Source organism: Pseudomonas sp. H26/SER47-MNA-CIBAN-0231 (genome assembly GCF_040310465.1).
Taxonomy (GTDB): domain Bacteria; phylum Pseudomonadota; class Gammaproteobacteria; order Pseudomonadales; family Pseudomonadaceae; genus Aquipseudomonas; species Aquipseudomonas atacamensis.
Window position 1 is genome coordinate 101,395 of record NZ_JBEOPW010000016.1, and the last position, 14,822, is coordinate 116,216.

17 protein-coding genes are annotated in these 14,822 nt (G+C 58.1%); 15 read left to right on the top strand and 2 right to left on the bottom strand.

All coding sequences use genetic code 11. The features are described 5' to 3' along the window. Positions 1–11: 11 nt before the first annotated feature. Positions 12–869, bottom strand: a complete 858-nt coding sequence (locus AAEZ10_RS21445) for a LysR substrate-binding domain-containing protein (protein WP_073471406.1) — start codon at positions 867–869, stop codon at positions 12–14. 109 nt (positions 870–978) lie between these two features. On the opposite strand from AAEZ10_RS21445, the gene AAEZ10_RS21450 reads away from it, so the two are divergent. From AAEZ10_RS21450 to AAEZ10_RS21460, 3 genes are all read left to right on the top strand, one after another. Further along, a complete protein-coding gene (locus AAEZ10_RS21450; protein ID WP_350570902.1) occupies positions 979–1,686 on the top strand; it encodes a haloacid dehalogenase type II in 708 nt (235 codons plus the stop codon). Between the two features lie 11 nt (positions 1,687–1,697). Continuing rightward, positions 1,698–2,471 carry an aldolase gene (locus AAEZ10_RS21455; RefSeq protein WP_350570904.1) on the top strand — a complete coding sequence of 258 codons (774 nt, stop codon included), beginning with the start codon at positions 1,698–1,700 and terminating at the stop codon, positions 2,469–2,471. 174 nt (positions 2,472–2,645) lie between these two features. Then, positions 2,646–4,214 (top strand): sensor domain-containing diguanylate cyclase, encoded by a 1,569-nt coding sequence (locus tag AAEZ10_RS21460; RefSeq protein ID WP_350570906.1) that lies wholly within the window; start codon positions 2,646–2,648, stop codon positions 4,212–4,214. A 153-nt stretch (positions 4,215–4,367) separates the two neighbouring features. Here AAEZ10_RS21460 and AAEZ10_RS21465 read toward each other — a convergent pair whose 3' ends face one another. Continuing rightward, positions 4,368–4,703, bottom strand: a complete 336-nt coding sequence (locus tag AAEZ10_RS21465) for a hypothetical protein (protein WP_073471403.1) — start codon at positions 4,701–4,703, stop codon at positions 4,368–4,370. A gap of 189 nt (positions 4,704–4,892) precedes the next feature. Here AAEZ10_RS21465 and AAEZ10_RS21470 point away from each other — a divergent pair, with 189 nt between their 5' ends. The 12 genes from AAEZ10_RS21470 to AAEZ10_RS21525 all read left to right on the top strand — a co-directional run bounded on the left by AAEZ10_RS21470 (position 4,893) and on the right by AAEZ10_RS21525 (position 14,730). Continuing rightward, positions 4,893–5,333: a carboxymuconolactone decarboxylase family protein gene (locus AAEZ10_RS21470; RefSeq protein ID WP_016775423.1), complete on the top strand. Its 441-nt coding sequence runs from the start codon at positions 4,893–4,895 to the stop codon at positions 5,331–5,333. 113 nt (positions 5,334–5,446) lie between these two features. Further along, positions 5,447–5,632 carry a hypothetical protein gene (locus AAEZ10_RS21475; protein WP_130930139.1) on the top strand — a complete coding sequence of 62 codons (186 nt, stop codon included), beginning with the start codon at positions 5,447–5,449 and terminating at the stop codon, positions 5,630–5,632. A 602-nt stretch (positions 5,633–6,234) separates the two neighbouring features. Beyond that, positions 6,235–6,612 (top strand): c-type cytochrome, encoded by a 378-nt coding sequence (locus tag AAEZ10_RS21480; protein ID WP_073471400.1) that lies wholly within the window; start codon positions 6,235–6,237, stop codon positions 6,610–6,612. Between the two features lie 82 nt (positions 6,613–6,694). Then, the gene (locus AAEZ10_RS21485; RefSeq protein ID WP_071173007.1) at positions 6,695–7,873 is read left to right on the top strand and encodes a 4-hydroxybenzoate 3-monooxygenase; all 1,179 of its coding nucleotides are present in this window, start codon (positions 6,695–6,697) and stop codon (positions 7,871–7,873) included. A 45-nt stretch (positions 7,874–7,918) separates the two neighbouring features. Next, positions 7,919–8,632, top strand: coding sequence for a glutamine amidotransferase-related protein (locus AAEZ10_RS21490; RefSeq protein ID WP_071173006.1), 714 nt, complete (start codon positions 7,919–7,921; stop codon positions 8,630–8,632). Positions 8,633–8,719: 87 nt separating this feature from the next. Beyond that, positions 8,720–9,322, top strand: a complete 603-nt coding sequence (locus AAEZ10_RS21495) for a LysE family translocator (protein ID WP_071173041.1) — start codon at positions 8,720–8,722, stop codon at positions 9,320–9,322. Positions 9,323–9,353: 31 nt separating this feature from the next. After that, positions 9,354–10,166: a glutamate racemase gene (murI, locus tag AAEZ10_RS21500; RefSeq protein WP_073471399.1), complete on the top strand. Its 813-nt coding sequence runs from the start codon at positions 9,354–9,356 to the stop codon at positions 10,164–10,166. A gap of 91 nt (positions 10,167–10,257) precedes the next feature. Further along, positions 10,258–10,869 (top strand): glutathione S-transferase family protein, encoded by a 612-nt coding sequence (locus AAEZ10_RS21505; RefSeq protein ID WP_350570911.1) that lies wholly within the window; start codon positions 10,258–10,260, stop codon positions 10,867–10,869. Positions 10,870–11,025: 156 nt separating this feature from the next. Further along, positions 11,026–12,549: an anthranilate synthase component I family protein gene (locus AAEZ10_RS21510; RefSeq protein WP_110646936.1), complete on the top strand. Its 1,524-nt coding sequence runs from the start codon at positions 11,026–11,028 to the stop codon at positions 12,547–12,549. After that, on the top strand, positions 12,530–13,135 hold the full coding sequence (locus tag AAEZ10_RS21515; RefSeq protein WP_071173003.1) for an anthranilate synthase component II: 606 nt from the start codon (positions 12,530–12,532) through the stop codon (positions 13,133–13,135). The genes AAEZ10_RS21510 and AAEZ10_RS21515 overlap by 20 nt, the downstream gene beginning before the upstream one ends. Positions 13,136–13,220: 85 nt before the next feature. Beyond that, positions 13,221–13,712 (top strand): sigma-70 family RNA polymerase sigma factor, encoded by a 492-nt coding sequence (locus tag AAEZ10_RS21520; RefSeq protein WP_243242869.1) that lies wholly within the window; start codon positions 13,221–13,223, stop codon positions 13,710–13,712. Positions 13,713–13,752: 40 nt separating this feature from the next. After that, on the top strand, positions 13,753–14,730 hold the full coding sequence (locus AAEZ10_RS21525; RefSeq protein ID WP_110646937.1) for a FecR family protein: 978 nt from the start codon (positions 13,753–13,755) through the stop codon (positions 14,728–14,730). Positions 14,731–14,822 lie beyond the last annotated feature (92 nt).

A 14,822-nucleotide genomic window follows, 5' to 3' on the forward strand; every position in this document is an offset into this window, starting at 1 on the left:
CGCCGGGGGACTCAGGCAAATCCCCCCGCATCCACCCCCAATTCCCCACGCAAAAACTCCACCAGCCCCCGCTGCATCCCACTCAACACTCCCTCGCGGCTGACCAGCGCCAGTTCCGTCGGCGCCAACTCCGGCAAATCCGTGCACACCTCATGTTCTGGCAATAGCGCCGAAACCGGCAGCACCGAAATCCCCAACCCGGACGCCACCGCCGCTTGGATCCCGGTCAGGCTGTGGCTGCCGAACGCTACTCGCCACGGTCGCTGCGCTACATCGAGCAGGCGAATCGCCCGTTGTCGATACAGGCAGCCCTGCGGAAACAGCGCCAGCGGCAGCACACCGCTGGAGGTGTCGAATTCGGTGCCTTTGACCCATACCAGTCGTTCCGGCCAGGTGGCCCATGCCGGGCCGCTGTCGGGTTCGCGTTTGATCAGGGCAATGTCGATGTCGCCGGCGTCGAGGCGTTGGCGCAGGTCGAGGCTCATGCCACTGATGGTTTCCAGGCGCGCCTGCGGATGGTTGCGGGTGAAACCGGCGAGGATCAGTGCCATGCGCCGGGCGTCGAAGTCTTCCGGCATGCCGATGCGCAGCACTTCCAGGTCGACGTCACTGGCCAGCGCTTGCGTGGCTTCGGCGGACAGCGCCAGCAATCGGCGCGCGTAGTGGATCAGCAGTTCGCCGTGTTCGGTGACCGCGACGTTCACTCCGGTGCGGTCGCGCAGGAGTAGCGGGTGGCCGACCAGATCCTCGAGTTTGCGCACCTGCTGGCTGACTGTCGATTGCGTGCGGTGCACACGCTCGGCTGCGCGGGTGAAGCTGCCTTCGTCGACCACGCAGACAAAGGTTTTCAGCAATTCCAGATCCAGCATGGCGGTATTCCTGATAGTTGATTTGCGAATGACGATGACGAATTTATTTAATTTCACACTATCACCGCACGCTCATAAGCTGAAGTCCTCACTCTGGAGGAATCGACCGATGACCTTGAACAACACGCCACGCCCGCAATGGCTGACCTTCGATTGCTACGGCACGCTGATTCAGTGGGATGAAGGACTGAAAGCCGTGGTCGAGAAACTGCTCAGCGACAAGGGCGAGCACGCCGTCGACGCCGCTAAGTTGATCGAAGTCTACGACCGTCACGAGCATCGTCTGGAACAAACACCGCCGCACCGTTCCTTTCGCGAACTGAGCACCCTCGGCCTGCAACTGGCGCTGGCAGAGTTGGGCTTGCCGAGCCAGCCCGAAGACAGTCAACGCCTGGCGGCGGCCATCCCGAACATGCCGCCATTTGCCGAAGTGGTCGACACCCTCGCGCAGCTCAAAGCCATGGGCTTCAAGCTGTGCATCGTCTCCAACACCGACGACGAGATCATTGCCGGCAACGTTGCGCAGCTCGACGGCCATATCGACCGCGTGATCACCGCGCAACAGGCTGGCGCCTACAAGCCGGCGCCCCGTCTGTTCGACTACGCTCATGAGCAATTGGGCGTGACCCGGGATGAAGTGGTGCACATCTGCGCCAGCCCGACGCTCGATCACACGGCGGCGCGGGACATGGGTTTTCGTTGCGTGTGGATCGATCGCGGCACCGGGCGCCAGTTGTTGCCCGACTATCGCCCCGACGCGATCCTGTCCAGCCTCGATCAAGTGCTGCCGCTGTTCAAATCCCTCGGCTGGACCTAAGGAGGATTGCCATGGCTCATATCTTGAGCGGCACTGGCAAAGCCAGACCAACCGCGACGCTGAACCTGGAAACCGAAGCGATCATCACCGCCCGCAACGAACTCGCTGCGTGCTTTCAACTGGCCGCGCTGCATGGGCTGGAGGAGGGCATCTGCAATCACTTTTCGGCAATGCTGCCGGGGCATGATGATCTGTTTCTGGTCAATCCATACGGCTACGCTTTTTCGGAAGTGACCGCGCAGAATCTGCTGGTCTGTGACTTCGCCGGCAATGTGGTCGCTGGCGATGGCGAGCCCGAAGCAACCGCGTTCTATATCCACGCGCGCCTGCACCAACAACTGCCACGGGTAAAAGTCGCGTTCCATACGCACATGCCCCACGCCACCGCGTTGTGCCTGTTGCAAGGCCCGCCGCTGCTGTGGCTGGGGCAGACCGCGCTGAAGTTCTACGGACGGACGGCGGTGGGCGAGGATTACAACGGCCTCGCACTGGACGCATCCGAAGGCGACCGCATCGCCAGCGTCATGGGCGACGCCGACATTCTCTTTCTGAAAAACCACGGTGTGATTGTCGCCGCGCCGACCATTGCCGAAGCCTGGGACGATCTGTATTACCTGGAACGCGCTGCGCAGGTGCAGCTGCTGGCGATGGCAACCCAACGTGAATTGAAACCGGTGCCTCATGCGATTGCGCAGCGCGCCTATGAACAGATGCGTGAAGGCGATGCACAAAGTGCCCGCGCACACTTGACCAGCGCGATGCGACGCCTGGCCCTGCACAACTGATTAACCGTAAAGAAGCAATCGTAAATAAATCGACGAAAAGCGATCATCCAAACTCGCGACGCGCCGATAACTGGGCGGGAGGCGGGCGTTTGCCCGGTACATCCCGGTGGGCTACGCTCACACATACAAGGGTTTCGGGCTCGCGCCCCTGTCGTACCTGCCCAGGACATGCTTTTGCCAATCCCCATTCACGATCCTCATCAGGCCCCCGGCACGCTCAAACGGTTGCCGCTTCGCAAAGCGGCGGTGCTGTTTATCGTTGCGGTGAGCCTGTGCCTGTGCGGTCTGCTGTACCTGCAATTGGAGCAGTCGCGGCGTCAGGATCTGGCAGTGGCGAAGATGGCTTCGGGCAACCTGACCCGGGCCATGGCGCAGCAGGCCGAGGACACTGTGCGGGCGGCGGATCTGGTGATGACCAGCCTCGTCGACTGGATTCAGGACGATGGTTACGGGGCGGCGCAGCGACCTCGGTTGCAGCGGATCTTTGCCCGCCGCGCGCAGCAACTGGATCAGTTGCATGGCATCTTTCTCTTCGATCGCGAAGGGCAGTGGGTCATTACTTCGTTCGCCGATCTGCCTCGTGGCAACGGCGTGGCCGATCGCGAGTATTTCAAGTTCCATCAGCAGAATGCTTCGACCGTTGCGCACATCGGCCCGGCGATTCGCAGCCGCGAAAACGGCGAGTGGATCATTCCGATTTCCAGACGCGTGAACGACCAGCTCGGCAACTTTCAGGGCGTGCTGATGGCGGGCATCCGCATGTCCTACTTCGATCAGTTCTTCAAAAGCTTCAGCCTCGATGACAGCGGCATCATGTTTCTGGCGCTGACCGACGGCACCTTGCTGGCGCGACGGCCCTTTGATGAGTCGTTGATCAATACCTCGGTGGCCCACGGCGAGATCTATCAAACCCTGCTGCCGAACGCTAACGCTGGCACCGCGATGCTCAACTCCGTGGTCGACGGCGTGACCCGCTTGTATGGCTATCGACAGCTCGCCTCGTATCCGCTGGTGGTCTCTGCTGCGACGTCGCAAGACACGATTCTGCAGGGCTGGTATGACCGCGCATTTCAGTCCAGCGTGATTGTCGCGCTGGTGATTCTCGGGGTTGGCCTGTTCGGCTGGGTGTTCATTCATCAAGTGCGCGATGGCGAACGTATCGAGAAAAACCTGCGCAAGGCGCAACTGGCGCTGGAGCAGATCGCCACCCACGACAGTCTGACCGGGTTGGCCAATCGGCGCTTGTTCGAGCGCTCGCTGGACATCGAATTTGCCCGGGGCGCGCGCCAGGTCAGCCCGGTCAGCCTGATCATGCTCGATATCGATTTCTTCAAGCGCTACAACGACGCGTACGGCCATGTCGCCGGCGATCAATGCCTGGCGCAGGTGGCGCAAGTGGTGAAGGCCTGCTGCCAGCGCAAGTCGGATCTGGCGGTGCGTTACGGCGGCGAAGAATTTGCCGTGCTGCTGCCGGACACCGACATCAACGGCGCGCTGGCGATAGCCGGGCAGATTCGCCGCAGCGTGATCGACAAGCACATCATCCACAGCGGCTCGCCGACCGGTTATCTCACCGTGAGCCTGGGCTGTTATGCGTTTATTCCGCATGGCAACGACAGCCCGCAAGTGTTTATCCAGCGCGCGGACGCGGCGTTGTATCAGGCGAAAAATGCCGGACGCAATCGCGCGGCGGTGTATGCGCCGGAAGAAGGTTTTGCCGAACTGATGCGTTCGGATCGCTGATCTCAGTCACACTGTTGAGCAAATGTGGGAGCGAGCTTGCTCGCGAAGGCGGCGCACCGGTGACCAAATCAGTCGACTGACACAATGCCTTCGCGAGCAAGTTCGCTCCCACAGTTACTCAGTGTTGCTTTATCTGGGATGGCTCTTGTTCGTTCAGCTGCCCGTGCCACCGCCCGCACCACCCGTGCCGCCGCCGGCCGAGCCGGTGCCACCGCCCGCGCCGGAACCCGAACCACTGGCGCCGCCATTGGTGCCCGTGCCAGTGCCCATGCCCGAGCCAGTACCGGTGCCGGTGCCGTTATTGGTTCCGCCAGAACCGCTGCCACCCGATGGCGAGCCCGGGGTGTTGTCTGGCGGCATGGTCGAGCTGCTGGCGCCGCCGGACTTGGTGCCCGTCGCATCGGTGCTGTCATTGGCAGCGAAGCTGGCGGCGGATGCCGTGGCGAGCAGGCCGGCCAACAATAACGAAGTGAATTTGCGCGTCATCATGGTACGTCTCCTGATAAAGGGGATTACCTGATATTGGTCAGGCGCACTGAAACCTTGGTGCCCGTCGAGTGACGAGCGGTCAGTCGCCGCGCCAAGTGGCCTACCGTTCTTCTGCAATATTGGCTATTTGCCGAACCACCCCCGGGGACTAACGTAGCCACACATTCAATCGCTACCCCGGAGCCCACCATGCAACCTCGTGCCGATTTCTACACCGCTTCCCCTGATGCCATGAAAGCGATGATGGCGCTGGAAAATGCCGTCTCGAAACTGTCGCTGGAAAAGAGCCTGCTCGAACTGGTCAAGCTGCGCTCTTCACAGATCAACGGCTGCGCATTCTGCATCGACATGCACACCGCCGACGCGATCAAGGACGGCGAAACCCCACGCCGCCTGTTCGCCGTGACGGCATGGCGGGAAGCGCCATTCTTCAGCGAGCGTGAACGCGCCGCGCTGCTGTGGACCGAGTCGCTGACACAACTGAGCCTGACCCACGCGCCGGACGAAGACTATGAAGTCGTCGCTGCACAGTTTTCGCCGAAGGAACTGGTTGACCTGACGGTGGCGATCAACACCATCAACGGCTGGAATCGCTTGGCTGTGGGCTTCCGCAAACTGCCGCAGGCCTAAGCTGCCCACAATCCCCTGAAGGAGCTGCGGAAGGCTGCGATAATTTGATCTTGTCTTTTAAAGGCAAAGTCAAAAGCTCGCAGCCTGCGGCAGCTCCCGCAGGCGGGGCATCAATGCCCGTGCGCTCGGCGCTCTTGCGCATCAAGGGCGCCATCGCTGTGGCGATGATGAAGCAGACCGTGATCATCACCGGCCAGCATGGCGCCGGTGCCCTGGAACCGGTCAGTCATCACGGCTGCGCTTTGGCGATCGCTTGGGTACGGCAGGCGCGTTGCTGGGCTCGATGTATGCCAGGTTGATAGGCACGGGTCTGATGCACGCCGGCCGGTTTCAGGGTTTGGGAGAAACACTGATGGTCTGTAGCGCTTGGGCGTTGGCGCTGACCATTCAGACCACGGAACTCTGATTGCTTCAGGATATTTTCAGTGTTGTCAATTTGATTATCAGGTGTTGACATATTCTGAAACAAGTGTGAGATTAGTCGCCGTGAGTAAGGATGTACTCATCGCTATAGATCAGACTATGAACGGCTCAAGGGATTGGCATGTTTCATCTCATCGCATTACTTATCTGTTCGCCTCCGCATGCCTTTACCGTCAAGGCAGTCAATCGTTGCTCTGTTTTTCTTCTGCGCTGTAGCAATAGTTATTCTTCAACCCTCGGCGCGGGAAAATTTCTTACCGACCGGTAATTCCGGAAAATAACCAGATCCTGGAACTCGTTCGTTTCTTTTTAGAAGCGCGCGATACGTTTTGGTAACCGGAATAAAAGAAGCGACCAACAAGTTATCGTGGGCCGCCTGCATGTCGGATGAAGTCTTTCGTCTGGTTTTTGACAAGCCTTGATTACGCTGGAACAAGGTCGTTCATATCCACCGGTACAAATAGGCAGCATCAAAAATATGAGTAAGAAAATCACTGTGTTGCTGAGTTTGGTATTGGCTGCGCAAACATCCGTGTCAGTCGCGGATAACGCTAACGGGAAAAAACTGTATCTGCAGCGATGCGCAGTTTGCCACGGAGCAGACATCAGAGGGACAGGTCCCTTGGCGAACAAAAGCAATCCGGCAACTCCTGATCTTACTCTGCCAGGTTTCAGAAAAAGACTTGATGAATATCCGGGGGTTATCGTTTCGTCGGTGATACTTCGGCCCAGCGGGAATTTGATCCCGAAAACATTGCGAGAAAACGGCGTAAAGATACCGCCACATGCGTGGAGTATTAACGACCTTCGTGATTTGCATCAGTACATGAGCAGTGTGATTTTCAGGAAGAACTGATTTCGACATGGATGGCGAAGGCAGCGTCCCGGCCATTTGAATTGTGTTTGCTTTAAGCCTTATTACTCAGAGGGACAACCCCATGCGGACAAAGGTTGCAATCGTTGGAGCAGGGCCGGCTGGATTAATGTTGGGGCAACTGCTTTCGCAGATGAACATCAGCAATATCATTGTTGAAAGCCGATCCAGGGAATACGTCGAGGGACGCAGTCGTGCGGGCCAGATTACACCCGCGACTGTCCGCATCCTGACACAAAGTGGTGTGGGTGAAAGAGTTCATGCTGAAGGGATGAAACATTCCACCCTGCAGTTCCATTACGACGGATCTACCCGTGAACTGGATTTCGAGGCACTCACCGGGCAAACCGTAATGATTTACGGGCAACAGGAAATCATCAAGGATCTCGTCGCAGCGCGGTTGCGGACAGAGTATCCGCTGCTGTTTGGCGCTGCCGATGTCCAAGTGCATGGCACTGATGGTAACTCGCCTTCGGTGACGTTCCGACATGACGGCAGGCAACAGAGTGTTGAATGTGATTTTGTTGTCGGCTGCGACGGCTTTCATGGCATTTGCCGGCCGCAAATCGCCGACGCACTCACTTGTTATTCTCACGCTTACCCGTTTGCATGGCTGGCGGTACTCGCCGAAATGACGCCAATTGCCAAGGATGTCATCTTTTCCAGCCACGAAACCGGGCTGGCATTGTTCACCATGCGCTCGGCGAAGGTTTCAAGAATTTATCTGCAATGTTCTCCGGACGAAGATCCCAATGAGTGGTCTGCCGCGCGCATCTGGGATCTCTTGCAATCGCGGATTGAAGGGCGGCCGGAGAAAGTTGACGGCGGGGCCATTATTGAAAAAAGTATTGTGCAACTGAGAAGTTTCGTTGCCGAAAAAATGCAAAAGGGCAGGTTGTTCCTCGCGGGTGATGCTGCGCACATCGTGCCGCCTACTGCTGCCAAGGGGCTTAACCTGGCTGTCTCCGATGCCAATATTCTGGCTCGTGGCTTCGAGCATTTTTATGCCAGCGACAAGGACGATCTGTTGCTGTCGTATTCCGCCGTTGCGTTGAAACAGGTGTGGCGGGATGTGCAATTTTCCCATTCGATGGCGATGTTGCTGCATCGTTACGACGACAATGCTCAATTCCACAGACGACTTCAAATAGCTGAACTCGATCGCATTCTCGGCACTGGCCCGGCGGCGCAGAATTTCGCCGAACTGTGGGTGGGCAGTCCTCCCTTCACCGCGTCGATTTAAATCAGGCCTAGATCAAGTTGATCAGTGAACACATGGAGTTGTGCAATGGGTCAAACACGCAAGGTCTTGATTATTTTGCATCAGGGACACTCGACGCCCGGCCGCGTAGGCGTCCTCCTGAATCAAATGGGATTTGAGCTGGATGTCCGCCGACCACGATTCGGTGATCCGCTTCCGCAGTGCATGGCAGAGCACGCGGGCGTGGCCGTTTACGGCGGCCCGATGAGCGCTAATGATAACGACGCTTATATTCGCGACGAGATCGACTGGTTGGCCAAGCCGTTGAAGGAAGGCAAGCCGTTGCTGGGTCTTTGTCTGGGCGGGCAAATGCTGACTCGGCACTTGGGATCGCGCGTCTACCGACTGGATAGTGGGATAACCGAGGCCGGTTATTATCCGATAACACCGCTGGCTGCTGCTCACGAGATAACGGCTGACGCCTGCGCTCCTTTTCCAGACCATGTCTATCAATGGCACAGCGAAGGCTTCGATCTGCCGCCAGGCGCTACGCAGCTAGCCGAAGGTTCGACCTTTCCGGTTCAAGCCTATCGATATGCAACTAACGCCTACGCTCTGCAGTTTCACCCGGAAGTGACTTACGAGACGATCGACCGTTGGGCAATGCTCGGTGGCGAACGACTCAAAGCGCCGGGTACCCGGCCTGCAGCCGAACATACTGCCGGTTGGCATCAATATGATTGCGCGGTGGCGACCTGGATCAAAGCGTTTCTTCCCAAATGGATCGGATCGCCTGCTTGAGAACTGAAAGTCCGAGTATCAAAACCTGACTGAATAACTTCAATAAATATTGTCTTGAATTCGCGACTTATGCGGGGATTGCGCGGTATGGATTTTCAACTTTGGATATTGTTTTGCGTAGTATTTCTATCGGCCGCGATACTTCCCGGGCCGAATGTTGCCTTTTCCATGGCACAAGCCCTGGATCACGGTTTCAAGGAATCGTTTCCAGCTGCCATTGGTTTCGGCCTGGCCAGTGGCGGGCACGCCGTTATTGTTTTGTCCGGTCTGGGGATATTGGTAAGAGATAACCCCGGTATTTTGTTCTGGCTGAAATGGGTGGGCGTTGTTTACCTGCTCTACCTCGCTTTTAAAACGCTGCGTTCGCATACCCAGGTTGCGGTTGCCACTTCGCGCAAGCGAACCCCTCTGCAAATGTTTACCGGAGCGATGATCGTTTCGTTTACAAATCCCAAGGGGATATTGACCAACATTATCTTGTTTCCAACGTTCATCGATAACGCCTTGCCGTATATTCCGCAGTGCATTGCATTGGTGTCGACGGCAATATTCATCTCTACCACAGTATATGCACTGTATATGCTCATGGCGGGGCATGCGGCGAAGATTCTTCGCACAAAACGCCAAATGAGTGTGGTAACAGGGGTTTTATATATCGGCGTCGCTGCGGCCATTGCGACAACTATCTGAAAACTTACGGGTATTCAAGGAGGGATTCGGATTGATTGGCGTATTTGATTTCGGCAGCGGTGGTTTAACGGTAATGCGCGCGTTTGAGTCGGTCCTGCCCGATGAGCAGTTCGTCTATTTGGGTGATCATGGAAACGCACCTTATGGCAATGATGCAGTCGACGATATCCATGATCTTACCCAGGCCGCCATTACTCGCCTTTTCAAGTATGGCTGCTCATTAGTTGTCATCGCCTGTAACACGGCGGTTGCCACCAGTCTGCAAAGATTGCAGCAGACGTGGCTTGCTGAGGTTCATCCCGGTCGCAGGGTGATCGGCGTTGTTGCACCTGTCGCCGACAGGATCGCGAACTCTGCTTGTGATTATCCAGTGCAAAGCGTCGCGGTCTTCGCGACTCAGCACACGGTTCAGTCAAATATCTTTGCGTTGCAAATCAATAATCGGCGTGCCGATATAAAGGTGTACCAACAAGCCTGTCAGGGCCTGGCGTTGCTCATTGAGCAAGGTGTGCCTGAGGACATGCTGCGCACTGAGATTCGTAAACATGTCAATGCGCTCCTGAGTGCTGCTCCACAGGTGCCAGATGTTTGCATACTGGGCTGTACGCATTATCCGATTATTGAACACCTCTGGCGCCGCGAGCTGCCGGATTCCATGCGGCTGATTTCCCAGTCCGACGCCGCCGCTGAAAGTCTGGTGGAGTACCTGAAAAGTAATCCTCATCTCTCAAGTGCAAGAGCAGGCGGCAACAGGTTCTTGACGACAGGCGATAGTGCAACGGTTTCACAACGAGCCTCGTTGTTCTACGGGGCGAGGGTGGCGTTTGCACCAATTGATGCATAGCCGATTACAACAAGTTTTGCCCTTTGTTCACCAGTGTCACACGGAGTGGAAGGGGCGATGAAACGGATAGTCAATATTTCAGGAGAAAGCGATGAAACTGGTTGGCATGATGGGATCACCCTATGTTCGGCGCGTGGCCGTTTCTATGCGGCTGATGGGGCTGGAACATGAACATCGGCAGATCTCGGTGTTTCGCGATACGGATGAATTTCGAACCATCAATTCGGTGGTCAAGGCGCCGACGCTGATTTGCGAAAACGGCGAAATGATCATGGACTCATCGATGATCCTTGATTATCTGGAGGCGCAGGTCGCACCGAACCGCAGTTTGATGCCGAAGGATTCGGCGGAGCATCAAGAGGTGCTGTCGCTCATCGGGCTCGGCCTCGCGGTATGCGAAAAAGCGGTCCAGCTCGAGTATGAATACAACAAACCGGTCGCGTTTCACTATGAGCCTTGGCAAACGCGCGTCACCGAGCAATTGCATGCCGCGTTGGCGCTTCTGGAAAAGGCTGCAGCCAGTGCCAATCCTTGGCTTGCAACGGTGCAGTTGTCTCAGGCCGATGTAACCGTGGCCGCCGCCTGGCGCTTCACCCAGTTCAGGGTCTCCCACTTGGTCGAGGTCCAGAACTACACAGCGCTTGCCGCTTACGCTGACCGGGTGGAGCAACTGCCCGAGTTTGTTGCTACGCCGCTGAAATAAGCGCTGTGCCTGCCCCGGTATCGGGGCAGGCCGCAACCGTCCGATTCGCATCACCGCACCCTACAAGATCCCTCTCAATCGCAATGGCAAATCTGATCGCAGGGCTTTGACGCTGTTGGCCGATCTGTTACTGCGTGATCAACCGGAGACACAAGGATGTTGAGCCTAGAAGATTTTTTTGCCTACGGCGAGGCGGGGTATACCCATGTGCCGCTTTGGCAAACCCTGTCATTGCCGCCAGAGGTGGAAGCCGTTGCGCTGTACCAGGCTCTAGCCAACTGTGGGCAAGACTATCTGTTCGAAACCGGCCACTGGCACGAGGGTGTGTTCGCGCCGGCGTACTCGGTGATTGGCCTGCCTTGCAGTCAGCGCGTCGAACTCGATGAGGGTGTCTTGCGCCTGTACCGTGACGGACAGATTTCGGTGACGATTGACTGTATTGATCCGTTGGCAGAACTGGGCAAGTTGCAGAAGGGCTTTCGTATACCGCAATGCCCGGGCCTGCCATGTTTCAGCGGTGGGTTCTTTGGCTATTTCGGTTTCGAAACGACTCGGCTCATCGAGTCGCGTCTGCGTCGAGTGCCGCGCAAGCCCTCTGGGTTTCAGCTGCCTGATGTATTGCAATTGATCAGCATGGATCTCGTCGTGCTGGATCACCGCGAGCATCTGGCTTATTGCATCGTGCATGAACCCCCGAAGGCGCTGGGCGATTACCAGTGTGGGCAGGATCGGCTCAACCGACTGATCGCAAATGTGCGCCCGTTGCTCGTACCGCGCGCACCTGGCGGGCATGTGGTCGAGGTGACAACGCCGGTCGTCGAATCGGCCTTCCCGAAGTCAGCGTTCATTGAGGCCGTAGCAAGGATCAAGGACTACATCGCTGCGGGCGATGTGATGCAGGTGGTTTTATCCCAACGCATGAGCCTGCCTTTCGACGAGGACGCCGTCGCGCTGTACCGATCCCTGTCCGATCTGGGCCACACGCCTTATCGCTACTTGTTGAACCTGGGCGACTGCCAGGTGGTTGGCGCCTCTCCGGAAATGTTGTTTCGTCAGGAGCAACAAACGGTGGCCACCCGGCCAATGGCTGGTACACGCCGGCGGGGCAGTGGGGCAGTCGAAGACCACCGACTCAGGGATGAACTGCTCGCTGATCCGAAGGAAATTGCCGAGCATATGATGCTCGTTGACCTGTCGCGCAATGACCTCGGCCGATTGGCTCGCGTCGGCAGTGTGCAGGTGACGCAGTTGCTGAACGTGGAATATTTCTCCCATGTCATGCACATCGTCTCAACCGTGACCGGGCATGTGCCGGACCACGTGACCGGGCTGGACCTGCTCAAAAGCATTTTCCCCGCAGGCACGCTGAGCGGGGCCTCGAAGGTGCGGGCGCTGGAGATCATTGCCGAACTGGAACCGCATTCTCGCGGGGTGTATGGCGGCGCGATCGGTTATCTCGACTGGAGCGGCCGTGCCGACCTGGCGATCGCCATTCGAACCGCACTGCTGCAAGACGCCCGTCTCTACGTTCAGGCCGGCGCCGGCGTGGTGCAGGATTCGGTAGCCGATCGTGAGTGGCAGGAAACGCTGGAGAAAAGCCAGTTGCTGCGGGTCGCCGCCGGCCGCTGTCAATCGATCGCCCAACGCCAGGAATTGCCATATGCACTTAATGATCGATAACTACGACTCCTTCACCTACAACATCGTGCAGTACCTGGGCATGCTCGGGGCTGAGGTTGAAGTGCGTCGTAATGACGAAATGACCTTGGCTGACATCGAAGCGCTGGCGCCAGAGTCTTTGATTGTCTCGCCTGGGCCGTGCTCTCCAACAGAAGCGGGCATTTCCCTTGCGGCCATCCATCATTTCGCAGGCCGTTTGCCGATATTGGGCATCTGTCTGGGGCATCAATGCGTTACCGCTGCTTTCGGCGGCGAGGTGCGCAGGGCGAGGCAGGTGCTGCACGGCAAGGTTTCCCGTATCAGTCACGACAGTCGTGACCTGTTCGACGGCTTGCCTGACGGCTTGCAAGTCGCGCGGTACCACTCTCTGGTGGCGGGTGTCTTGCCCGGCGAATTGGTGGCTACTGCGCACGTGCTGGATGACGACGGCATGCCGGGTGAGATCATGGCGCTTCGGCACCGAGACCTGCCGATCTATGGCGTGCAGTTTCACCCGGAGTCATTGATGACGCCGCAAGGTCTGGCGATGTTGGCAAACTACCTGAAACTGGTTGAGCGAACCCGGCTGACCAGGTACGCGCCCTGAGCGCTCTGTTCGAGGAATCGATTGCCTCGCCTTAATAGGAAGCATTACTATTCGCGCCTCTTTCCTCAGCGCGTCGCCAACCCTCATGCGTCCCCGCAGACCCGGCTTTTTCGAGCATTACGAAGAGTTGATCGGCACCTGGACTCGGCGCCTGCGCAATCGTGCGCAGGCCGAGGATCTGGCGCACGACACCTTTGTGCGGGTGCTCGAGGCAGATTCGGCGGCGGTGCAGCAGCCGCGTGCGTATCTGCATCAGACCGCACGCAATATCGCCGTTGACGGTTATCGGCGGGAGGACCGGCGGGGCGTCATGGAGTCGGAGGCGGTCGGGGACACTGCGTCGTCGGCGGGCGATCCGGAGCATTACATGCACGCGATCCAGTTGGCCGATTCCATCGAACGCGCGCTCACCGAGCTGCCGCTCAACTGCCGCAAGATCTTTGTCTGGCAGAAGATCGAAGGCCTGACGCAGGCAGAAATCGCCGAACGCCTGGGGCTGTCCAAGAACATGGTCGAAAAGTATATGATCCGCACCCTGCGGCATCTGCGTGAGCGGCTGGATGGCTTGCAATCATGAGCGTTCGCACCTTTTCATTCTCAGCCGGACAGGACATTCCATGATGGAAACGGGTGATTGCGCCTGTGGGCAAACGGCGGTGCGGGAAGAGGCGGCGGCCTGGTTCGTGCGATTGCAGGAGCCGAATGTCAGCGTCGAGCAACGGCAGCGCTTCGAGGCCTGGCTGAACGAGCATCCGCAGCACCGTGAGGAATTCCAGTTGCTGCAAGGCTTGTGGACGGCGGCTGACCTGCTGCCGACGTCGCGTCTTCAGGCGCTTGCGCAAACTCCCCGCCGCGAACGCCGGCCGATGCTGCGTTATGCCGTCGCCGCGAGTGTCCTCGCCGTGGCGCTGGGGCTTGGCCTGTTCAGTGGTTTGAATCATCCGGGCGCTTACCGCGCTGAATTCGCCACGGCGCCGGGCGAGCGCAAGCATGTGGCGTTGCCGGACGGTTCTGTAATCGATCTGAACAGTCGCAGCCGCTTGCAGGTGCGTTATGGGCAGGATCGACGGCTGATCGAATTGAGCGCGGGCGAGGCGATGTTCAGTGTTGAACACGACGCCTCGCGTCCGTTTATTGTCGAAGCCGGCAGCGGCAGGGTCACGGTCACCGGTACGCGTTTCGATGTGCGCCGCGATGCCACGCAGACCCGCGTGGCGGTGGAGCAGGGCACGGTGAAGGTGCAGGGAAGTGCTGCCCCGGACAACCAATTCATCAACCTCACCGCAGGCCTCGGCACGGCGGTCGATGCCCAGGGCAAGGTCCTGCCGGCCTACGCGGTCAACCCGGCGGAACTGACCGCCTGGCGCAACGGCAAACTGGTGTTCAACAACGCCAGCCTCGGCGAAGTAGCGGCGGAAGTATCGCGCTATCGCGACAAACCGCTGACCGTATCCCAGCCGAACGTGGCCAGCCTGCGCCTGACCAGCGTGTTCAAATCCGACGACACCGACGCCTTGCTCAAAGCCTTGCCGAGCATCCTGCCGGTGACGGTGCGCACCCTTGCCGATGGCAGTCAGGAAATAATTTCCAGATAGCATTCAGGTTTTTTTTCAGTTCATCGTCTTCCTGTTCAACTGCAACTGGTTTGCATTAACAGCCGCACACTCTTGCGATCCACAGGACTGCG